Below are 23853 nucleotides of genomic sequence, written 5' to 3' on the forward strand. Positions count from 1 at the left end.
CCGCCGGAATCACCATCCGGCGGGCTTTTTCGATCCATCCGCATCAACCAGCTAAAAGCTGTGGGAACTCTTCATGAGCATGCTGACCCCCAGATAGGTGAACAGCATCACAAACACGCCCGCAATCCCCAGCCATGCGGTTGCCCGGTCCCATGCAGGCCCTTTCAGCCTGACGTGCAGCACCAGCGCATAATACAACCACAGGATGGATGTCCAGAGCTCCTTGGGGGTCCAGAGCCAGTAGGTCCCCCAGGCGTAATACCCCCAGATCCCCCCCGCTATCATGGAAGCCGAAAAAAACGACCATCCGGTCAGGACGGCCTTGAACTGGACCTCCAGCCAGGACCGTTGGCGGCAAACCAGAAATCCGGCGCAGAGCAGGCCTCCGACCATGAACAGCCCGTAAGCGAAGAACGCCAGGACCACGTGCAGTTCGAACCAGCGCGTGTCGAGAACCTGGGGCAGCGGCATGTTCAAAGGGGGAAATATCAAGGCAAACAGGGTAAACAGGCCGCTCAACAGGCCGGCTATAACCGGAAACCATCGTGCGGAGCGCATCATCCCCGAAAGGGAGGTGACCAGCGACATGAGCGCCAACGAGGCCGAGAAGAACACTATGGTGTCATGGGGCCCGATCAGCGGCAGATGCCCGACTGCCATGCCGCGCAACGCCAGATAGGCAACCTCCGTAGCAATGCCAAGGGCGAATATCGCCCGCTGCCATGAACCAAAAAGGAAACAAACGACCGATATGACAAGCAGCCATTTCATTGCCGGACGCTAGAGCTTTACCACGGAGGTGATCCGGCGGTCGGCCAGAAAGCGCACCAGCAGAAACAGGGGGATGCACCACAGTGCCGACATAAGGACGATATTCACCACTTCGATGACGTAGCCGCTGAGGGAATGGGGTATGGGTTCCAACACCCAGGCGACGAATCCCCCGATGAAATAGACCGGCACGAACAGGATCGCGGCCCAGAGCAGTTGCGACAGCAACTTGATCGACTGCGCGCTCCGTTTCATAAACAGAGCCCCCGCAGCGAGAAGCGCAAAGCCGTACAGCGTCTTGACCCAGGCCAGGGCGCCGTAGTGCAGGAAAACATACCAGGCCGACACCGGTTCGTCCCGCTGGGCCGACAATTGCGCCTGGAGGTCGCCGCCATGATACTCCATCAGCCCCCAGAGTCCCAGGCCCACGATGATTACGGCCGCCAGTAAAACGCCCCACCCGACGAGATTGACCGGGTGCAGCATCTCCACAAAATCGGCGACCGCGGTCGTTTCCTGCTCCGGCGGTGGGGGTGCTGCATCGTGGGAATACTTTCGGGCAAGCAGTTCCTGGTCCCGGAGGTGCTGGGCCTCTTCCCGCTGCCGCTCCACGAACGCCTTGACCATGACCCCGCATTTGGGGCAGGTGGAGAAGGATTCATCCCCAAAGGTGCTGTAGTTGCAGGACGGGCAGGTATCCACCAGGTATGCGTTGCTGCCGGCACGGGGCTTCTGGACGGTGAAGCCGTGATTGCAACGGGGACAACTCAGGAAACGCCCCTGTTCGGAGATCTCATGGTCGGGAATGGTGCCGCTGGCATTGCAGTTGGGGCAGACAATCTTCATAGATCGCTCGTCTAAGAGGTTGTTGAAAAACAGCCATCTCGCCGCCGTCCTCGAAAGCCCTTTTGTGCGGCGTAGCGCTGCTACGCCTCCGCAAGGCTTTCTGCGGGTGCGACGATTTGACTATTTTTGAACAACCTGAGTTTTAACAGCCTGCTAAAAAATATTTATTGATCGCTGCATAGTACCACAAATCAATTTTCATGGAAGCCTTCAGACACATCGGCTTCTCCGCGGATCACTCCCAGGAATGCAGCGCCATAACGGGCCAGCTTATGTTTCCCAACCCCGCTGATACGCGCCAGACCGTCATCATCCAAGGGCCGGTAGGCAGCCATCTCCATCAGGGTGGCATCCCCGAACACAACGAAGGGCGGCACCTGCTGTTCATCGGCCAGACGCTTTCGCAGGGCACGCAACTGCTCGAAAAGCTCCCGGTCGTAATCCAGCTCTCCCCTGCCCCGTTTCGGTTCCTTCTTTTCCGCCATCACCCTGACCCGCGGCCGGGCCAGCACCACCCGCTCCTCGCCCCGCAGGACCGGCTTTGAGCGGGGTGTCAACCGCAGCACCGAGTAATTGCCCACATCCTGCTCCAGATACCCCAGATGAAGCAATTGGCGTATGAGCGCCCCCCAAACATCCTGGGACAGTTCCTTGCCGATACCGTAGGTGGACAGCCGGTCATGTCCCAGGTTCAGGATGCGCTGGCTGTGGGAACCGCGCAGCACCTCGATGACATGCCCCATACCGAAGCGTTGTCCGACCCGGTAGACGCAGGAGAGGGCCTTCTGCGCATCCTCGGTGGCGTCAAAACGCTCCGGCGGGCTGTGGCAGATATCGCAGTTACCGCAATCATCCTCCAGATGTTCGCCGAAATACCCCAGGAGCACCCGCCTGCGGCAGGTAAGCGCCTCGGCGAAACCGACCATGGCATTCAGCTTGTGTAGTTCGATCCGGTTCTGTTCCTGGTTGCCGCCATTTTCGATCAAGGCCCGGGAGATGGCAATGTCGCCGTAACCGAACAGGAGCAGCGCCTCGGCCGGCAGCCCATCCCTGCCGGCCCGGCCGGTTTCCTGGTAGTAGCTTTCGATATTCCTGGGCAGATCATAGTGCACCACAAAGCGCACGTTGGGTTTGTCGATCCCCATGCCGAAGGCCACCGTTGCCACGACCACCCGCAGGTCGTCCTTGAGAAAGGCCTCCTGGGTCTGTTGGCGGTCCCTGTCGGAAAGACCGGCGTGATAGGGCGCGGCCTTGACGCCTGCCTCGGCCAGGCGCCGGGCCAACTCCTCCACCCGCTTGCGGGAAAGGGCATACACGATCCCGGCTTCAGCGGGGCGCCCTTTGAGAAAAGCGCTCAACTGCTGGAACGGTTTCTGCTTTTCCAGGACCGTGTACCGAATGTTCGGACGGTCGAAGCCGGCCACGTGGCAGACCGCCTCCGTCAGCCCCAGACGTTCGATGATGTCGTTGCGCGTCTGGGGATCGGCGGTGGCGGTCAGGGCGATCAGCGGTATGCCGGGAAAGAGGCTCCGCAATCGGCCGAGCTGCACGTATTCCGGCCGGAAATCATGCCCCCACTGGGAGACGCAATGGGCCTCGTCAATGGCGAAGAGTGCGATCTCCAGATCCTTCAGACGCTCCAGAAAGGCGGTGCTCATCAACCGTTCCGGCGAGACGTACAAAAGGTCCAACTGAGCGCCGTGAAGTTGTGCCAGCACCCGCCGCGCTTCCGCTTCCTTCAGGGAAGAGTTGTAGAGGGCGGCGGAGACTCCGTTGGCCGTCAGGGCGTCCACCTGGTCCTTCATCAGCGAGATGAGCGGCGAGACCACGATACCCACGCCGGCCCGGTGCAGGGCCGGCACCTGGTAGCAAAGCGACTTGCCGCCGCCGGTCGGCATAAGGACAAAGGCATCCTCGCCGCCAATGACGGCGGAGATGATTTCCTGCTGGTGGGGACGGAACGAGGTATAGCCGAAAACATTCTTGAGGGTTTCGTGCAGGGAGGCGGTCACTGCGGCGCCGGGAACAACGGATCGGAACGAGGGGCCAATCACGTTACCACCATGCCGCCGGAAACCACGAACTTCACGGCCTCCTCAACGGTCATGCCGCTGTCGAACACCTCGTCCTCCCGGAAAAAAAGGGCGAATCCGGAGGTAGGGTTGGGCATGGTCGGCACATAGACCACCACCAACGGTACCCCGTCGCGCTCCACCTCGGCCGTGACGAACCCGATCGCGCGCACGCCGGGGCGAGGCCACTCCACAAAGACGGCACGGCGATAGGAGGTCTTACCCTCCTTAAACACCTTGATAAGCTGTTTGCTGGACGAGTAGATCGATTTGACGAGGGGGATGCGCGACAGCAAACTGTCCCCCAGCTTGAGAAATTGGTTCCCCAGGACGTTGGTGGCCAGGATGCCGGTGAGATAGATAACAACCGCGCCGGTGATCATGCCAAGGCCCGGAATATGGAGTTCCTGATGGGTGATGAAGCCGAAGAGGGAGTCCAGATAACTGCCCAGGATGCCGTCGGCGAAATTGAACAAAAAGGTCAGGATGAAGATCGTGATCCCGACCGGGATCACTACGAACAGGCCGGTGAAAAATTTTTCCTTCAGATGGTCGATAACCAGTTTCATAGCGTCCTCACAATGATGATGCGCCGAGAATACCCTTTGCATCCATAAAGTCAATAGCCGAGGCGCATGCGGGCCTATAAGGGAGAGATCCCCAAAAAACGGCCTGTCGGTAAAGGCAGGCCGTCAGGTTATTTCATCCAGTTCGCAGCCGGTTCTAACCGATCTGAACCCCTTTGATCGTTTCGCCATCCTCCTCCTGGGCTTTCGTGAGGCAGCGGTCCGCATTCTCGATAAGCACGTCAGCCGTCATCCCCAGCTTCTGCTGGCTGGCGGTAAAGCCCGCTACCCCGAAACTGGCGCTTATGCGGACCTCTTTGTCGTGTATCCTGATGCCCAAAGAAGCGATTCTGAGCCGTAGACGCTTGGCCACGATCATGCCTCCGGCCATATCCGTTTCCGCCAATACCACCATGAACGAATCCTCGCCGTAACGTGCCAGCCAGTCCACGTCCTTGCGGATCGATTCTCCCAGGCAATCGGCGCACTGCTTGAGCACCACATCACCGGAGTAGTGTCCGTGGGCCACGATAATATCCCTGAATTGGGTGATGCTTACAAGGATCACGGAGAGCGAACGTTCGTAGCGATACGCCCTCTTTATCTCCTGGAGGATATGTTCGTCCATGTACCGGCGGTTGAACACACCGGTAACCGGGTCGATGAGAGAGAGGTTTTTGATCTCTTCGATGTAACGTTGTTGAGATATCTCCAGCTCAAGTATCCGCTTGGCCGTCTTCAGGCGGGAAACCAGCTCGGCCTGGTGGGCGGGCTTGATCAGATATTCATCCGCGCCCGCCTCAAGACCGGCAATGATATCGTTTTTGGAATCCTGGGAGGTGAGCAGGATGATGTAGGTATAACGGCCGGAATCGTCGCTCCGTATGGCACGGCACAGTTCAAGGCCGTTCATCTCGGGCATCACCCAATCGGTCATGACGATCGGATAATACCCTTTCCTGAAGACGTCGAGCCCTTCCTTGCCGTTTTCTGCGGCTACCACCTCATATCCCGCCGCCTTAAGGCCCGCTTCGAGAATGGTCCGTTGCAGGCGGTTGTCATCCACCACAAGTATGGGATAGTTTTTTGTCGGATTCCGTTGGATCTCTTCCATTGGTGAATCTCCCGCTGAATTGCTGCTATGGCTTCGGCACGAGATACTGGCCGTTGATCACATTGATCGGCGCCCCGCCAAGATATGATGCGATATTGGCGGTAACGATATTCATGAGACGCCGCCGGGCGGCCAGCGAGGCCCAGGCGATATGGGGCGTAAAGATGCAATTGGGGGCGGTAAGAAGGGGGTTGTCGGGAGACATCGGCTCATGGGCGACCACATCCAGCCCCGCCCCGGCAATCCGGCCGTTCCGTAACGCCTGGGCCAGATCGGCCTCGTTAACCAACCCGCCTCGCGCCACGTTGATCAGAAAGGCGTTGGGCTTCATCATCTCCAGCAGCCGGGCGTTGACGAAACCGGTATTTTCGCTGGTCTGGGGACAGTTGAGGCTTACCACGTCGGCCGTCGAAAACAGCTCTTCCAGGCCGACAAAACGAACCGGGGTCGGTCCCGGTTCCTGGGGGATGCGTGGGGCATAGGCGATAACCCGCATACCAAATGCCGTGCCGATACGGGCTACGGCACGGCCGATGGTGCCATAGCCCACAATACCCAGTGTCAGGCCGTCCAGTTCGGTGATCGGCGCCTTCCAGAAGGAATGATCGGGGCAACGGCTCCATTCGCCGGCCTTGACGGCTGCATCGTGCACCCCCACCTGCACGGCCAGTTCCAACAGCAGGGCAAAGGTGGTCTGGGCCACCGATTCGGTGGAATAGGCCGGGACATTCGAGACCGGAATGCCGAGTTGGCCGGCTGCGGCCACGTCGATATTGTTATACCCCGTCGCTAACAGCGAAATATATCTGAGCTTTGGCAAGGCGTTCAAGATGGCGGCGGTCAGCTTGACCTTGCTGGTCAGGATGATCTCCGCCTCGGCGGCACGTTCCACGGTAAGTTCGGGCGGGGTTCGGTCATAGATCGCGCATGCCCCCAGGTTTTCGACCGGGACCCAGGGGTTGTCGCCAGGATTGATGGTATAGCCGTCAAGGATAACGATACGGGCGGGTGCGGACATGGAGGGGCGCTCCTTCTCAAGAAACTGCTATTTTAGCAACAAGCCGATACGGGAGGGTATCAAGCCATTCATTACGTGTCAACGTCGATCATGACGGTCATGTCGCCTTCATCGGCCGCCACGCGGCCCCACGAACGAACCATTGCCGCAAAACCGTCAGCGGCCAAGGGCCGGCTGAAGTAGAATCCCTGGACCATCTCGCAGTTGTGCGCCGCAAGAAAATCCAATTGATCCTCGGTCTCCACCCCTTCGGCCACCACCGTCATGTTGAGATTGTGCGCCATAAGAATAATCGTTCTTACGATGGTGGCGTCGTCGGGATTGACAAGAATGTCGTCCACAAAGGATTTGTCTATCTTCACGACATCGATGGGAAACTGTTTCAGATACCCCAGCGATGAATAGCCTGTTCCGAAATCGTCCAGGGAAAGACCGAGACCCATGCCCTTGAGCGCATGAAGCTTGGCAATCGCCTCGCTGACATTGTCCATAAGATAGCTTTCGGTGAGTTCGAGCTCAAGAACGCTGGCTTCAAGCCCGGTCTCGGCAAGAATGGCGCCGATCCGCTCCACCAGATCCTGTTGCTTGAATTGACGCGCCGAGATGTTGACCGCCATCGTCATCGGCGGCAGTCCCTCAGCCTGCCATTTCTTGTGCTGCTCACAGACCGTGCGCAATACCCACTCGCCGATCATGATGATCAGGCCGCTCTCTTCCGCCAAAGGGATAAACGTGTTCGGAGGGATCAACCCCCGATCGGGATGGTTCCATCGTAACAGCGCCTCCATGCCTTGTATCCGCCGGGTGGACAAATCAACCTTGGGTTGATAGTGGATGACGAACTCCCCTCGCTCAAGGGCACGCCGGAGTCCCACCTCGAGTTCCATGCGGTCCACAACCCTGGTGTTCATCTCAGTCGTAAAAAACTGAAACCCGGCCCGGCCTTTGTCCTTGACATGGTACATTGCGGTATCGGCTTTGGTAAGCAGGGCCGCCGCGCTGTCGTCATCGTTGGGATAAAGTGCAAGCCCAATGCTTGGCGACACGAAAAATTCCTTATCATCAACGATAAAGGGATTTGTAAAGTGATTCAGGATATGTTCTGCCACCAGGACCACGTTTTCAATCCTGTCGATGCGCGTGAGGACAACCACGAATTCATCGCCGCCAAGACGGGCAATGGTATCACCGCTTCTGACAACGGATTTCAACCGCTGGGCAACGCTTTTCAGAAGATGGTCACCGATCGCATGGCCATAGGTGTCGTTGATGATCTTGAAATTATCCAGGTCCAGGAGGAGAACCGCTACGATATGCCCTTCGCGCCGAGCCGCCGCCAGGGCTTGTTCCAGGCGGTCGAGGAGCAGATAGCGGTTGGGGATACCGGTCAGAAGGTCGTGATTCGCCTGAAAAAACAGCGTTTCCTCGAACTGTTTCCGCTCCGTGATATCCTTGACCATGACGCATACGGCTTCTTTCCCGTCATACGGAATCAGGCCTGCGCTCAGTTCGGCATCAAGAGCGGAACCGTCCTTACGGCGGAGGCGGTACTCCCGTTTTTGCTGCAAGAGCCTTTCTATCAGGGTATCGGTTATGGCTGCATCCCCAAAAGCAAGTTGCCCCAGATACAAACCGGTCAACTCTTCGGCGGCATATCCCAGATAATTCTGAATCGCTCCGTTGGATTCCAGGACTGTCCCGTCCGCCCTGTTAGTGACGATGATCCCTTCACTGGCCCCTTCAATAACCCGGCTGTAGCGCTGCTCCAGCTCTTCGCCTTGCCGTTGCGATACGGCGAGTTTTTTCAGCAAAAAATATACAACAAGGGCAAACCCCAGAAGAAGCCCCAAAAAACAGAGCAAAAAATATCCTACGGCCCGCATCCCTTTCCCGTAGATAGTTCGCGGGTTGGACACCTTCACAATGAAGGCGTCTGCGCCGTAAATATCCCTTACCATGGCATACCCGTCAATGATACGGAATCCGTTCGCCACGACCACGCGGGGGGGGTCCCCGCCAAGCATGACTCCGTCCTTGGTCACGGCACTCATCATGCCGCTGGGCAGTATACTGAGCGAGAGACGGGCCATATGCGCCAGGCGGGAAACTTCGGTAGTACTCAGATAGCGCCCCAGGATCAAGGTGCCTCGGACCGGCCCCACGTATTCACTGGTGAGCACCGGTCGCGATGCAATTATCATCGGGCCTTCCGGCAGGTTTACGATTCCTTTTACCGAGCTGTCGGGTGTCGTATGGCTGAGCAGGCGGTCTGCCGAGGAGATGTGCCGGGAGAATCCGGCGGAAATTGGCACAAAACGGCTGTTTTCAAGATCAATAGCCTTGCCGAAGACCACATCGCCTGCGCCGTTGAGATACATTACCAGGTTAAGACGGAGTTTTAGAAACGTGGGGAGGGTCAGATTCGATTTTTCAAAAGCCTGGTTGCCGTCGCGCACGTAACGGTAGGCATCGTCCCACGCCGAATAGTCACCACAGATTATGTCGATGTTCCTGGCCTCATCGTTGATCAGGTTGACCGCACGCCCTACGTTTTCCGTAACGTCCAACTCCTCGATCCTTACAAAGCTGTCGAGCAGGAATATCTTCGTAACATAGAAAAGCAACAGAAACATACCCGCCAAAGAGACGGACATGATAGGTAATAACCTTGAGCGTTGCTTCATAGAAGAACCCGGTGAGACCAATGAATGGAGTATGAAACCAATCACAAAAACGGGGCGCAGTTGTTACGCTTTACTGCGCCACGGTGTGTTTTACTTGTATATAATTAAAAATCAATGGGTTGCAAGAAAAAACGGAGCTGATCCACGGGGAAATAGTGTAAACTGGTGAATTGGGGCTCCATCGGTCATGCCGGAGGCGCGGTCGTACCCAAAAAATCCGAAACAAATTCGCGGGCAGCTGGCATAAAACAACGGAAGTCTTCACGCAGTTCCGCAAAGCTCCGTATCAACTCCTGTTCTCCGCCAGCCAGCGGGTTGTCCCGCTTCACCCGTCGCGACATTCTCTCAAGAGCCACACCAATACCGGCTATCTCGCAATAGGAAGGAATCAAATCCTCAAAAATAACCGGCAACAGGCTTTGCAGACGCTCCGGTAACCATTCGCGACGTTCCTCGATCATCTTCCTGGCTTGAGAAAGATAGGCCTCCAAAGAAGCATCCCCCCACTCATCCCAGGCCGCAGACAAAAAATGATCGTAGAACAAATCCACCAGAACGCCACGCCACAGGCCATATTGCGGTGAAATCCGACCACAGCTCCGACGGAAAAGCGGATGCTGTTGGGCAAAGCTGTCGATCCGGCGGTGCAACATGATTCCAGTCGCCACACCGTGAGGATACACGTCCCCAAGCCTTCCCTTAACAAAATCCCCCATGAAGTTGCCGGTCAGCAGGTCAGGGTCATTACCGGAGAGATGTAAATGGAAAAGGAAGTTCATAGTGATCAGTTTGGCTAAAATTTGGAATACAATTTATATATTTAAATTTTAATGATTATACTTAGTATTATTATATCAGCTCAATTTTAGGGCTACAAAATATTAAATACAAAATTTAATAACATACTCAATATAAATTTTAATTTTTTAACAACTAATTTATTGATAATATATAAATTAATAATTACTTAAAATAAATCTTAGCATTTTTCTTAAAAGTATCTAAAGCAGAATCAGATGAAGCGATGCGCCAATCACACTCTTTGTCAATATCAAACCAAATCAAAATTTGTATTCGACTAAATTTTGAAGACAAAATTAAAAACATATTGTTGATCCATTTTGACTTTTCCCCCCCAAACTCTGTGCATCCAACCTCACCAATTATAACTGGTTTTGTTGAAAGGGATGTTACTATATCATAACCCTTTCCAAATAATTCTAAAAAACTCTGCCATGCCCCCGACTCATTTAATGTCCCCCAATTATAGCCATCAAGAGCTATCATATCGATTTGATTGTCACCCGGAAAATAGCTGCAGATTCCATTTTCAGAATTATCAGGATATGATGACGTATAGGGTGACCAGACCCACTTGATGTTTGACGCATCTGCTTCCACAAAGAGTTTTTTAATATGCCGCCACGCATTTATAAAGTCATCAGGGGTGTTTTGGTTTACAGTGCCACACCAAGGGTACCAACATCCGTTCATTTCATGCATAGGACGAAGAAAAATAGTTCTCTGAAAAGCCGCAAGAATAGACGCAAAGGCCCTGATGTAGGTATCATACATCCCTGAGGTTATGTTTTTGAGTGAAAAATCTGGTTGTATTTCAGGGGCATGGTGTGCTGGTGGGATAAGCCAAGGTTCCCATGTTAAAAGGACATCGCTTGGTGAAGATAAAACCCAGTTCAGCCAGGAAAGATCATTTTCAATATTACAATGATTCCAAGCTCTATAAAAAGAAAGAAAAGAAACTTCAGCTCCATATTCTTCTTTAAGGTCAATTAGAGCTATACTATTTAACAAATAATTCAGACGGTAAATACCAAATTTCATTGCATGTACAAGCGAGGCCATAAACTTAGGCCAATAAAACGGCTGAGCGTAACAATAGTCCAGGTAGCCCAAAAAATATTCACCACTAGAAACCAAGGATCATGTTGTATGGTCACAATGCCATAGGTTATGGCCATAATAGAAAGCAGTGAAATAAGTATATGAGGCCAACATGATAAAAACTTTGTAGTTATTTGCGAGTGTTCTTTTACCTTGCTAGTTACAGTGTAGGCGGGAAGTTTTGTGCGACAGCGAAGAGCAGTCACGACTGCGCTGAAATATACATGAAACAGTCCGGCTTGACACTGAAACACCTTGTAATTATTGAGACCATCGGTGAGAAGTTTATTTGCAATCATATATACAAGAAAATATGGTAATCGAGCGAGTGCATAGTCTTGTAGACTTGCCTTAAGCATAAAATTATGTGTAAAAAGAGACCAAATAGGAAGAAGAAAAAAAACAGGTAGAAAAATTCCAAAAGAAATATAATTATAACCGAAATGAAAATACTGAGCTTTTTGCCTCCAAGATAGGGCACTGTGACGTAGCGGTGAATCCCAGAAAAAAAGCCTCAGGGAATCCACAGCCCATTGACATCGCTGTTTCAAGTGACTACGGACATCTTCTGGGGCATGACCTGTAGTGAATGCGGTATCATGGTAGACAGTTTTCCACCCCTTAGCATGGATACGCATAGATGTATGAAGGTCTTCCACTAAGTTCCACTCTGAGAAACCCCCAATTTCTCTCAGAGCTTCACGACGATAGATAACACCATTACCGCAAGAAATTGCAGCATTATCGTTATCCTTACCAGACTGCATAGCTTTGTAAAATACCGCGTCAGAATTTCCCCAAGGGTCGTTTTGGGGAAGCTTGAAGCGTTGTGCGGTTTGTACAAACGCTATACGAGAAATTGAAAAATATCCGACAATACTTTTCAAAATATTGCTTTCAGCAACTTGATCGGCATCAAGCGCAAGCACTAAGTCCCCGCAAGTGCGACTAAATGCATAATTAAGATTGCCAGCTTTACGGTGTTCATGGGTGGGGCGGCAAATATAACCGATATTAAGCTCCTTAGTCATTGAGAACAGTTTATCGTCCTCACCATCGTCAAGAACGTAAACGGTTTTGTCTTCATAGTCAATAGCACAGGCCGCTAGAACCGTCCTCCTTACGATATCAATCGGTTCTCTGCAAACTGGAATAAAAATATCTACTGAAAAATTTTTTTGAGAGGCTATTCCTTCAGGATGGTGATGACGTTTGTACCAGAGCAGATTAATCCATAACAAGTAGTGAATGAGAAATACACTTTCAGTTAAGATAAAAGGAATAAAAATATACCAAAATTGCCAGTTAGCTTTATCAACGCACCAAAAAAAATAAAACAGAGCACAGGGAATATTCAGTATTGCAAATGTTTGCCCCAGAACCCTTCGGGTTCGTGTTTCTTTTTCTTTGTAACGTTGATACTTTTTTTTACCAAGAATATCATCCAGCCAGTTTCTTGTGGCTGCATGTATGGACATATAGTCCTCCTAGAATAAAATAGAATAAGACAGTAAAAACTGTTGAGCAGAATAATAACCACTAAACGAATCCCTGTTTTCTCCTCTATTCTGATAGAAAAACTTGGCATCACAACGAACCCTTTGGAGGTCAGTTATATGCATATCTGTAAAGGCTGAAATAGTATTACTAAGGCCCCCGCTACGCTGAAGATAGTTTAGGCTCCACTTCGCTCCATAGCTGAAGTAATCGGATTTAATGTCGTAAGACACTCCTATTGTGTGGGCAGATAAATTTGAAGGATCAAAATAGGCATGCTCTGGGGCTTCATGAGAATAATCCAAAAAAAAGTAGCTATAGAATGCCTTAATATTTGGAAATATGACTGGTGAATAATCTATTCCAATAACGGAACTAAGTTTATGGTTATTATCTGAATAATCACCATATGTCAGTTTTCCCCACAATGCTAACTCCTTGGCAATCCCTTGCCGGAGATAAGCTGAATAGCCATTTGTGGTCAATTTCAGACGTACTGCGCCTATGGAAACAATTGGATTATAGAATTGATTACCAAAGGCCGGTTCCGTATCAATTAAATCAATATGGTCATAACTCAGTTTAACTACACCTGACGAAGTAAGTAAAAAAGTAGTAGAAAGGCTTAAGTTTAGATGATTTTGTTGATTATCATAGAAATTACCGTCTAATCGACCGGCTATAGATAAAAACCGTAGAATTTTCTTTTCAGCCTGTGCAAAGACCGATTGACGGTTAATCGTGTTGAAATCGCTCTGGCTAAAGCTCGAGAAGGTATAGCCAGTACTCGCTAATAGGCCCGACCACGGCGACCCTTCAAAATCAAAGCCGATGTTGAATCGGGAATACTTATTAGAGTTACTGTACCAATCAGTCTGAACAGTTATTCTTGGAGCGTTTGAAGTTTTAAGAAATTCACGTAATGCATGAATGCGCGGATCATCACGATCAATGTTTTTAAGTACTGTAATAGCACTTGCAGCATCATATGCAGAGCCTGTTTTAGCGGAGACTTCAGTAAGGCCCCAGAGAGCTTCATTGTTGGTAGGATATATGGCGAGAATTTGTTTATATTGTTGCTGTGCTTCAGCAAAACTTCCAAGAAAATGTTTGCAACGCGCTTCTGTCAAGGTAGCAGCTAGTGGTCGTTCCTTATTTTGAAGAAGTTGTTGAGCCAAATTTAATGACTTTTTACTGTAACCTAGACGGGCATAAAGTTCGGCTAAGTCTCTGATGATTTCAGGAGTAGTAGGTGCGAGTCGCAATGCCGTTTCAAGATTGTTCCCAGCTTCCTTAAGCTTATTCCTCGCCAATTGAACTTTTGCCCATTCCCAAAGAATGAAAGCATTGTCCGGATGACTTACAACCATTAACGCAAACTCAGAGTCAGCTTGTTCAAGCTGATTACTCCAAAAAAGTGCACGGGCAAATTCCCAGTGAAAGTGAAAATCATTAGGAACTTCATTTCGAATTTGTTGACCGATACGAAAGGCATCGTTCCACAACCCCTGATAGGCATATGTTCGGAATAATTCTTGCTGGGCAGAAATATCCGAAGGTGAATGGGATAGATGAATAAGCAGATTAGTTATTTTAGTAGTATTATCATCGCTCAATCGGTGACGAATCTCGGCCAAAGCCTGCGACTCCAACATTGTAGTTGAAATATCCGGAAAAACTCGCCGATATGTTGCGATAGAATCTGTCAGGTGCCCAACAGCCAATTGGTTCCAGCCAAGTCCTTGATAGATAATATCAGTCGATTTTATTCTTGTCAGATTTAAAAAAGCTTTCTCGGCTTCTTCAGAGAAACCATACTCATTAAGAAACCACGCATTATGCTCTCTGTAGCCCGAATTATCGGGTTCCTCATGAATGGCTTCAGCAAAATAATTTCGTGCCTCGAACGTCTGGAGAGATGCTTCAAGTGACAGACCCTTCATAAATAATTTGTTGGCGTTTTCTGTTGCTGCAGATAACTGTGGAGGTAAAACCATAAAAATAATCAGGATGCCTAGCAGACACGGAGGAAACATTATTCTCCTTTTAGTCCGAACAAGAGTATTTTTTAAGTAACAACTTGCCAGCTGATCAATGAACTATTCTATTAAATTGAAGTCAAATGTAACTTGATGCTTACAAAATTAAACAAGTAAACAAAATAAGCCTATCAGTAAGATCTTAATATTTAGAAAAGAGATATGTTTTTCGACTTTTCCAATGCAATGTCAACAATATTAACATCCCGGCAAAGAGCATCCAAACACAGGAAGGCTCAGGTACGGGGACAACATCCACCATAACATTATCGAGCCCCCATGATTCATCAAAATATGAAGAGCCATCTAATCCAGTTATATAGTTATCTTGTAAACCTTGGCCCCAGAACGTAATGCTGAGGAGGTCAGAAACATTAGGGAGTGTAAGGACAAAGTGGTAAACTGAATCCATGTTAGTATATGTGACGTTATATTCTGGAAGGCCATTGTAATATGAGTATCCAAGAGTATAGCGTTCTGAGGCTTGTGATGCATTTGGCTGCACACTGAGGTCTCCATTACTGAAGGTTTCACTGAGACAGAGGGAGTTGTTAATTGCGACATTAAAATAATCCGGACCAAAAACTTGACTGTTACCGTCCCAAGACCGGATAAAATATACATCGAACGAAACAGTTGCCAAACCTGCTGAAACACTGTTCAGAGTAAGTGTTGCAGAATCGTTGGAAAATTCACCCAAAAAATGACGGTCGCCTATAGGGGTTACAGATATTGTGTTGACCGACCATTCGCTTCCAACTGAATTCTCAAAACTGTTTGTATAAATTGCGGTCGCATTTGCGTCAACCGCTAATGTAAAAAAAATTACTAGGACCGTAAAGACAAGATTGGCAAAATTTAAAAATATTAGTTTCATCTTATGCCCCGTATTTAACTACGCATTCGTCATCAATAAAAATAATTATTGCAATTTATACACCAAATGTTACTTAGTACCAAACCTGCTTTTCGGGTCGAATCAAACAGAATATTTCATTAATTTATCGACAAAAAATATACAAATTTTAGATAACGATTAAATACATAAAAACCTCAAAAATTAAATTGTCAATTTTTTTTACAATTTCAGGACATTCTGACGAGGACATTGTCGAATAAATTAACAAAATTTCTCAGAAATCATTTCACATGTTCAGGACCTACTCTCCAACCCAGCATTCAATACACATACCTCTCCCGCAGCGCAACTTTATTAATTTTCCCCACACTGGTCTTATCAATGCTCTCCACCAGCCGTGTTTTAAGAAGGACTACCTGCTTGGAAATCATTCCTTTGTCGGCATATTCCCGCACATGATGCTGAATCTGTTTTTCCGTGACCACTATGCCAGATTTTGGCACCACCAGAGCGAGCGGCCGTTCGCCCCATTTTTCGTCGGGCTGGCCGACAACCGCCACCTCGGCCACGGCGGGATGGTGAGCGATGATATCCTCCAATTCCAGGGAAGATATCCATTCTCCGCCGACCTTGATAACGTCCTTGCTCCGGTCGGTAATCTTGATATATCCCCGCTCGTCGCGGACCGCAACGTCGCCGGTGTGCAGGTAGCCCCCCTCCCAGAGTTTCTCGGATGTTTTGTGATCTTTGAGGTACCCTTGGGTCAGCCAGGGAGCCCGAACAACAATCTCGCCGGCGCTACGACCATCACGAGGCATCTCGTTCCGCCCCTCCCCTACCAATTTCAGGTCCACCAGAGGTAACGCCAAACCAGTCTTACAGCGAATCTCTGCCTGTTCTTCCAGACTGAGTTCCAGCATCTCGGAGGTCAGTTGAGAAAGGGTCAGGATCGGACAGGTTTCAGACATGCCATAACCGGTGAAGATATCGATACCGTGTCGCAAGGCATCCAGACACAGGGTTCGAGACATGGCCGCGCCCCCGATGATCAGTTTCCAACCGCTCAGGTCGATTCTGGCCGTATGGGGATGTTTGAGCAACATGTGAAGGATGGTCGGCACGCAGTGGGAAAATGTGACCTTTTCGCGTTCGACCAACTCCAGCAGCATGTCCGGCGCGTAACGCCCCGGGTATACCTGTTTGAGCCCCAAAGCGGTGGCCACATAGGGCAATCCCCAGGCATGGACGTGGAACATGGGGGTTATGGGCATGTAGACATCGTTGCGGTGCAGGCATCCCTGAACTATCGTGGAGCAAAGCGCCGCCTGGACCCCCAGGGTATGCAGCACCAGTTGGCGGTGGCTGAAGTAGACGCCCTTGGGCATGCCGGTGGTGCCGGTGGTATAAAAAGTAGTGGCGCGGGTATTCTCGTCGAAGTCGGGAAATTCGAACTCCGGCGGGGTCGAGGCCAGCAGCTCTTCATATTCCGCGGTGAATGTGAGGGTTGTCTCGTGGGGGTGGGGGTCGTCGCCCTTGAGGAGTATGAAGTCGCGAACCGTGTCGATACGGCCGCGGATCTGTTCGAGAATCGGCAAAAACTCCGAATTGACCAAGAGCACATCATCCTCTGCGTGGTCGATGCAGAAGAGGATCTGTTCCGCGGAAAAACGGACGTTGATCGTGTGGAGCACTGCACCGATCATCGGCACGGCGAAAAAGCACTCCAGGTAGCGATGACTGTCCCAATCCATGACCGCAACCGTGTCTCCGGTCTTTACTCCCATACGGGTCAGAGCAGCCGCAAGGCGGTGAACACGCTCACGAAATTGGCGATAGCTATAACGCACCTGCTGCCGATACACAATCTCCTGATCCGGCGCATCCACCACCGGGTGCAGAAACAGGCGTTTAATCAACAACTGGTAATCGTGTGCGGATTCGGTGCGGGGGATGGGGATGGATTTCATGAGGATGTTGTCCTTTCAGCATCGTTGCTCGTCGCGGCCTGGGTCAACCGCAAACAAAGGCTTCAATACTACCTGCGAGGACACCAAAAGTCCATCCACTACGTTACGCTCATGTCACACTTAGTCCTCCTTGGTTAGCCGTCACCCTTCCGGAGTTCTTTTCTCAGCCGCTCCAACCCTTTGCAATAACTCTCCGCGTCGCCGTACTCGAAAAAACGGGGATAACGTCCATGGGCGGCCCGGATGCGGCGGGCATGCTTGATCGGGCACCAATACTGTTCGGTTCGGGCGGCGATCTCCCGGAAATAGGCTGCCAGGCCGTTGCCGTAAGAACAGTAGAAACAGTTGATTTTCTCGATGATATTGAGATACGGCAGGTCCTCGCGATCAAATAACAGGTATTCGGAGCGCTTGACTTTGGGGATGCCGTAGACCGGAAAACAGACCGCTTGGTAGATGGACAGGAAGAGATCGAGCAACAAAAAGGGAACAAACCCGGCGTAGATGATCGGCGCGGTCAGCACGTTCAGCGGCCGGGATTCGATCAGATAGCGGAAAAGCCCGGTTTTGAGACGGCGCTGCTGACGGGCCACCTCTTCGGCGAAGCGGACGCGCTTTTCCTCGATGATGAACTGGAACTGCTCGCGTTTGGCGCGAAGCTCAACCTCCAGTTCTTCTTCAAGCCCCCTGATCTTTTCAATCAGTTCATCTATTTGTGGCGTCATGCCTGTCTCCCGTTCGGGTAGTGCTGCAAAAAAAAAACGCGCTGTCTGGCACATTCAGGCAGCGCGGTATCGTAGGAAAAAACATTCTTTTCGTTTATCATAAACCATCATAAAGCCAAACAACAGCGTTTACTTCTACCGGGTTCGCGCTCGTGCCTGGGCACCTTGGGAAATCAAGGGCGGCTTCCAGTAGTAACGCACCAACCGGAAAAAACACCGGATCGCCCAGCGGTAGCCGATGGCAGGGCGGATCATGTTCGTGCCCCCAGCAGCTCGGCCACAAGTATGGCACAGGTGCCGGCGATAAAGACATCAGCGCCGTCGGCATGGGGGAAAACATGAAACGTCGGCGCCGCCGGGACGTTCTGGATGTCTTTCCCGGTTCCCTCATCCCGACATCCAAGAAAGTCAGAAATAGGTAACCTGCAACAGAGGCGCGAGATTCGCCCGGTTTGCTCCGATGGTATTGTTGATTTCCACAAGTCCCGGCGCGGCTATCCCCAAATCCCGCAATATGCGGACCTGGAAATCAGGCAGGCCCAGGCGCTGCGCCTCAACCATCAATGCAGTCACATCGACCGTTACGTGCCCGCCGAAGTCGGATTGGGAGATGGGGGGTGAGATCGTGGTGGTTGCCAACGCCGGCTGGAGCGTCCGGTCGAAATCCGTCCCCACCAAGGTAGGCGGTTGGAAGGATACCAAGTCAACGCGGATCGGGATCGTGCCGCTCAGCGGTTGGGGAAGGATACTGGTGATGACGATATCGAGGAACGCCGACGCAATGACGGCGTTACCCGGGACACCACCCGCACCCGTCAAGGGGAAGTCGAGGAACGCGCGAAATTCCGCGCCACTCGTCGGATCTATACCGGCAAATACACTCTGGACGCTCGACGACATGCCCTGTGTCACCGTGAATGCGCCGGTGATGGAATCCTGTGCAATATTGCCGTCGTAGGTCGGATCACTCAGAATCTGGGTAACAACCGACGGTCTGCCGCTGTCATTGCCACACCCTGCCAACGCCATGGTCATGAACGCCACTAGAACCGTTCGGATAAGTCGCTTCATAGCCACCTCCCTGAGAAGCCAAACCTTCCTTTATGTGTCTTTATCAATATAGTACCACACACAACAAGAGCCGCAAGATAAGTACAACGTCATAACGGTGCGGTCATGTAACGTGTTTGCGCTTGATTCGCACGATACTTTTTTCGATCTCCAGGACGACAAACAGCGCCGTCCCCGGAACGAACACCCAGGCCAGCGCCTCGGCCGACAGGGGGGCGGTTTTAAAGAAGGCCTGCATGGCCGGCAGATAAACGACCATCCCTTGCAGCAGGATTACCATGCCGACCATGGCCAGGAGCAGCGGATTGCCCAAGAGCCCCATACGAAAAAAGGAATACCGGAATGAACGCAGAGCCATGGCTTGGCCGATCTGGGCAAAGGCCAGGGAGGTGAACAGAACGGTCTGCCAGTTTTCGGGATGGAACCGCCAGTGGTGATAGGTCAACAAAATGGTGGAGATGCCGATGCTGCCGCCGGTCAGCAGGGTATGGCGCAGCATGCGGCGGTCGAAGACCTGGGAGGCCGGTGAGACAGGGGGGCGGGCCATGATGTCCGGTTCGGAGCGTTCCACCCCCATGCCCAGGCCGAGCAGGCCGTCGGTGAGCAGGTTGAGCCAGAGTAATTGTAAAGGGGTGAGCGGACTGGGCAGCCCCAGGAACGGCAGGGTCAGCACGGCCAGGATCTTGCCCAGGTTGCCGGCCACGGAAAATTCGATGAATTTGCGAATATTGTCGTAGATGGTCCGCCCTTCGCGCACCGCCGAGACGATGGTGGCAAAGTTGTCGTCCAAAAGCACCATGTCGGCCGCTTCCCGAGCCACATCGGTACCGGTGATTCCCATGGATACGCCGATATCGGCCTTTTTCAGGGCCGGGGCATCGTTCACGCCGTCGCCGGTCATGGCCACCACCTCGCCCCGGCGTTGCAGGGCGTCGACAATCATCAGCTTGTGTTCCGGCGAGACCCGCGCATAGACCGATACCTCCCCGCTCGCGGCAGCGAGACCATCCGTGCCGGTGCGCTCGATCTCGGCGCCGGTCATCACCCGCACCCCGTCTCCCATACCCAGCGATCCGGCAATGGACGCGGCGGTCAGGGGGTGGTCGCCGGTGATCATAACCGGGCGGATGCCGGCCTGGCGGCAGAGTTCAACAGCATCCCGCGCCTCGGGCCGCAGCGGGTCCATCATGGCGATCAGGCCGAGCAGGCAAAGATCGTGGACGTCGGCCGTATCCCGGCCACCGATGCCGCAGGCAACGGCCAGGACCCGTTTTCCCTGGCGCGCCAGCCGATCGGCCGCATCGGCTGCCTCCCGGCGCTCCATGGCGCCACGTGGTTGCTCACCGGCCCTGCCGCACAGTTCCAGCACCGCATCCAGCGCCCCCTTGGCAACCACGAGATATTCGCCCGGCTCCAGGTGGACGGGAAGACCAAGCGATACGGCCAGGGCGGCATCAGCCACCGTGTGGAACGTGACCATGCGTTTGACCGTGGAATCGAAAGGGATCTCGGCCACGCGCGGCAGGCGGACCTCAAGTTCGTGGCGCAATAGCCCTTCGTGTGCCGCCGCCACAAGGAGCGCCGTTTCGGTCGGGTCCCCTACCCCTTCCCGTTGGTCTTCAGCCAGCACGGCCTCGTTGCAAAGCGCAGCACAGGCGAGTATGCCGCGGAGGCCAACGCCCGTCCCATCGGCAGTCCCCGGCTCTCTCCCCTCCCCTGGGCCAGGGGTAAGCGGAACAGCCGGTTCAAGGATCTCGACCGCGGTGACGACTTCCGTCACCGTCATGCGATTCTGGGTCAGGGTGCCGGTCTTGTCGGAACAGATCACGGTTACCGAGCCGAGGGTTTCGACGGCCGGCAACTTGCGGATCAGGGCCTGACGCTTGAGCATGCGCTGTGAACCAATGGCCAGGGTAATAGTCACCACGGCCGGCAACCCCTCCGGGATGGCGGCCACCGCCAGACTGACCGCGGTCATCAGCATCAGGCGCAGTTCCTCGCCCCGCAACAGCCCGACGGCAAAAAACAGCAGCGAAACCGCCACCGCCCCAAGGGCCAGAATCTTGCCCAGGCGGTCGAGCCGCTTCTGCAAGGGGGTCCACTCCTCGGTCACATTCTGCAACATGCCGGCAATGCGTCCCAATTCGGTATTCATCCCGGTGGCTACCACAACGGCGACACCGCGGCCATAACTGACCGTGGTGCCCATGAAGACCATGTTCAGACGGTCGCCGAGCGGCGTGCTCCCATCCGTAACAGCCAAAGCGGCGGTACCCTTTTCGACCTCTTCCGCCTCTCCGGTCAGAACCGCCTCCCGCAGCCGCAGGTTGTGGGCCTCCACTACCCGGCAATCGGCCGGTATCAGGTTGCCGGCCTCCAGAAGGACAATATCGCCCGCCACCAAATCGACCGCCGGTATTTCAACGGTGCAGCCGTCGCGGCGCACCCGCACCACCGGCACGGCCAGCCGCTTGAGCGCGCGCATGGCCCGCTCGGCGCGGTATTCCTGCACAAACCCTAAAACGGCAAAAAGGCAGACTATGGCCAGAATGGTCACGCTATCCTTGAAAGAACCGACAAAGGCGGAAAGGAGCGCTGCGCCGGTCAGGATCAGCGCCATGGTCGAGGTAAACTGCTCCCACAGGATCAGCCAGGGCGAAGTGCCGCCCCGCTCAAGCAGTTCGTTGCTGCCGAAGCGGGTCAAACGGCGAGCAGCTTCGGAGGATGAGAGGCCGCCGGCGGTGTCGGCCCCCTGCTCTGCCAGGACCGTGGCTATGTCCCGCAGATGCCAGTCCATCAATAGACGTGGGGATCGGGATGATCGATCATGGGATTGAGGCGGACTGCGAGGGAGAACAGGTACGGATAATCGACCTTGAGATGCTGCATGTACAGCACCCATTCGCGGGACAGGTGGCCGAAGACGCGCTTGATGTCGCCATTGATGTGCTCGATGTCGCTCTGGGCCATATCGTCGAAGGACAGACGAGCCTCCAACTCTTCGACCAGATGGAAGACGGCCCACAGGAGGTCGGTGAACTGCTCGTGTTCGAGCAGATTCTGATTTTCCAGGAGTCCGACCAGAAACGGTCGTTTTTCGATCAGGAATTCCTTCAACCGTTTTTTGTCGCAACCGTCGCAACTGACCTTGATATCGGTCCGGCGCAGGTAGTCCAGGGCCGTGGCGAATTCGGCGTCTTTCCAGACGCCGCTGACCAGGAGATGGCGCTTCAGTTCCGCGCAGGCCTCCACATAGTCGGACAACTCCCTGAGCAGGCGATTGCCCACTTCACTGAAAAAAACGCCGATCACCATATTCAGCTTGCGCATGACCGCCTGCCGTTCCCGCTCCCGCACAATTTGCTCAACAATCAATGTAATAAATATTACATAAACAGGCAAAAAAGCTAAGTTTCCAATAAAACTCGAAAAGATGTCACGGCTGTTGCCGAGAACGAAGTAGTCGACAAGGTACAGAACCAGGGATACGCAGGCCAGGACAACCAGTACAATGTTCTTTTTAAGAAGGAATCCGTTCACGCGCTTTTCTCCGATTCAACTTTCCCGCAGGGCATCGACGATATTCAGCCGACTGGCTCGCAAGGCGGGGACAACGCCGCCCACAAAGCCCATCAACAAGGAAAACAGCAACGATTTATAGACGATCTCGAAGGTGAGGGTAAATGAAAAGGCAAGCTCGGAAAAGGTCTGCCAATTCATGGTCGAGATGGTGATAAGTTGCATGAAGGACGCCATGAAAAGACCGGTGACCCCACCGACCAGCCCGAGCAGCAGCGCTTCCATCAGAAAGGCCCCCAGGATGCTGCTGCGATGAAAGCCGATGGCCCGCAGGGTGCCGATCTCTCCAACCCGGTTGGCGACGGCGGCATACATGGTGATCATGGCGCCGATGATGGCCCCCAGGGAGAAGATCACCGTCAACGATGTCCCCAGGATACGCAGAAACTTGGCCATGGCTTCGGACTGGTCGCGGTAGTAACGGGTTTCGCGTCGCACGTCCAGCGTCAGGCGCGGATCGGCGTCCAGTTTGGCCTTGACCGCCGTAAAATCGCCACTGTCGCGCAGCCTGAAGGTGACCGACGAATACACCGGCCGCCGGAAGGCCTGCATCAACTGGATGGAATCTCCCCATATCTCGGAGTTGAAACCGGTGGCGCCGGCGTCGAAGATGCCGACCACCGTCCAGTCGCGCATGCCGAAACGGAGCGATTCTCCGATCCCGCCGCCTTTGAAGCGCTCTGCGATACTCCTGCCCGCCATGATTTCCGCGGAACCGGGACGCGGCATGCGCCCCTCCGCCAGCCGGACCTGGGGCCGCAGCTTGAGCGATGCCTGGTCGACCCCCCTGATGACTACATTGGCCGGTTTGTCGCTGCCGCGCTTGGGGAGGCTGATCAGCACGACCATCTCCTTGGCCACGAGAGGGGCGCCGTCACTTCCGGTGGCGATATCGGGAAGGCTCTCGACGATAGCGGCCTGAGAACGCTCCACGCCGCTCTGCACCTCCGAGTTGGCGCCCTTGCGGGTGACGATCACATTATCGTCGGAACCGGTCTCGATCAGCGTTTTCTCCAATCCGGCGGACAGCATCAGGATCGAGGCAAAAACAAACACCACCAGCGCCATCCCGGTTGCCGTCAGAAAGGTTGTCAGGCGGCGGGTAAGAAGATTGCGGAAGCTGTAGGAAATCGGTATCGGCAT

The 23853-nt window shown here is 53.2% G+C and carries 18 protein-coding genes; all 18 read right to left on the reverse strand.

The genetic code is table 11. The features are described 5' to 3' along the window. Positions 1-51 precede the first annotated feature (51 nt). Positions 52-771: a cytochrome c biogenesis protein CcsA gene (gene ccsA / locus LDN12_RS09305; RefSeq protein WP_223922397.1), complete on the reverse strand. Its 720-nt coding sequence runs from the start codon at positions 769-771 to the stop codon at positions 52-54. A 9-nt stretch (positions 772-780) separates the two neighbouring features. Then, positions 781-1617, reverse strand: coding sequence for a zinc-ribbon domain-containing protein (locus tag LDN12_RS09310; protein WP_223922398.1), 837 nt, complete (start codon positions 1615-1617; stop codon positions 781-783). Between the two features lie 191 nt (positions 1618-1808). After that, a complete protein-coding gene (gene recQ / locus LDN12_RS09315; RefSeq protein ID WP_223924049.1) occupies positions 1809-3629 on the reverse strand; it encodes a DNA helicase RecQ in 1821 nt (606 codons plus the stop codon). A 38-nt stretch (positions 3630-3667) separates the two neighbouring features. Next, positions 3668-4258 carry a DUF502 domain-containing protein gene (locus LDN12_RS09320; protein WP_223922399.1) on the reverse strand — a complete coding sequence of 197 codons (591 nt, stop codon included), beginning with the start codon at positions 4256-4258 and terminating at the stop codon, positions 3668-3670. 154 nt (positions 4259-4412) lie between these two features. Then, entirely contained in the window at positions 4413-5369 is a 957-nt protein-coding gene (locus LDN12_RS09325; RefSeq protein ID WP_223922400.1) for a diguanylate cyclase, read from the reverse strand. Positions 5370-5394: 25 nt separating this feature from the next. Then, the gene (locus tag LDN12_RS09330; protein WP_223922401.1) at positions 5395-6387 is read right to left on the reverse strand and encodes a D-2-hydroxyacid dehydrogenase; all 993 of its coding nucleotides are present in this window, start codon (positions 6385-6387) and stop codon (positions 5395-5397) included. 71 nt (positions 6388-6458) lie between these two features. Next, entirely contained in the window at positions 6459-9041 is a 2583-nt protein-coding gene (locus tag LDN12_RS09335; RefSeq protein WP_223922402.1) for an EAL domain-containing protein, read from the reverse strand. Positions 9042-9256: 215 nt separating this feature from the next. After that, positions 9257-9850 carry an ACP phosphodiesterase gene (locus LDN12_RS09340; RefSeq protein WP_223922403.1) on the reverse strand — a complete coding sequence of 198 codons (594 nt, stop codon included), beginning with the start codon at positions 9848-9850 and terminating at the stop codon, positions 9257-9259. Between the two features lie 184 nt (positions 9851-10034). Beyond that, positions 10035-10913 (reverse strand): glycoside hydrolase family 26 protein, encoded by an 879-nt coding sequence (locus LDN12_RS09345; RefSeq protein ID WP_223922404.1) that lies wholly within the window; start codon positions 10911-10913, stop codon positions 10035-10037. Continuing rightward, positions 10910-12451 (reverse strand): glycosyltransferase, encoded by a 1542-nt coding sequence (locus LDN12_RS09350; RefSeq protein WP_223922405.1) that lies wholly within the window; start codon positions 12449-12451, stop codon positions 10910-10912. Before LDN12_RS09350 ends, LDN12_RS09345 begins: the two co-directional genes overlap by 4 nt. Positions 12452-12460: 9 nt before the next feature. Next, entirely contained in the window at positions 12461-14506 is a 2046-nt protein-coding gene (locus tag LDN12_RS09355; RefSeq protein WP_223922406.1) for a tetratricopeptide repeat protein, read from the reverse strand. 145 nt (positions 14507-14651) lie between these two features. Then, entirely contained in the window at positions 14652-15386 is a 735-nt protein-coding gene (locus tag LDN12_RS09360) for a hypothetical protein (protein ID WP_223922407.1), read from the reverse strand. Between the two features lie 302 nt (positions 15387-15688). Next, complete coding sequence (locus tag LDN12_RS09365; protein ID WP_223922408.1) at positions 15689-17335, reverse strand: fatty acid--CoA ligase; 1647 nt, start codon at positions 17333-17335, stop codon at positions 15689-15691. A gap of 134 nt (positions 17336-17469) precedes the next feature. Then, on the reverse strand, positions 17470-18060 hold the full coding sequence (locus LDN12_RS09370) for a hypothetical protein (RefSeq protein ID WP_223922409.1): 591 nt from the start codon (positions 18058-18060) through the stop codon (positions 17470-17472). Positions 18061-18468: 408 nt separating this feature from the next. Next, the gene (locus LDN12_RS09375; protein WP_223922410.1) at positions 18469-19131 is read right to left on the reverse strand and encodes a YgdI/YgdR family lipoprotein; all 663 of its coding nucleotides are present in this window, start codon (positions 19129-19131) and stop codon (positions 18469-18471) included. A gap of 103 nt (positions 19132-19234) precedes the next feature. After that, on the reverse strand, positions 19235-21928 hold the full coding sequence (locus LDN12_RS09380; protein ID WP_223922411.1) for a cation-translocating P-type ATPase: 2694 nt from the start codon (positions 21926-21928) through the stop codon (positions 19235-19237). Next, a complete protein-coding gene (locus LDN12_RS09385; RefSeq protein ID WP_223922412.1) occupies positions 21928-22671 on the reverse strand; it encodes a hypothetical protein in 744 nt (247 codons plus the stop codon). The genes LDN12_RS09380 and LDN12_RS09385 overlap by 1 nt, the downstream gene beginning before the upstream one ends. Before the next feature lie 15 nt (positions 22672-22686). Continuing rightward, positions 22687-23853 (reverse strand): ABC transporter permease, encoded by a 1167-nt coding sequence (locus LDN12_RS09390; RefSeq protein ID WP_223922413.1) that lies wholly within the window; start codon positions 23851-23853, stop codon positions 22687-22689.

Source organism: Geobacter sp. AOG2, assembly GCF_019972295.1.
Taxonomy (GTDB): Bacteria; Desulfobacterota; Desulfuromonadia; order Geobacterales; family Pseudopelobacteraceae; genus Oryzomonas.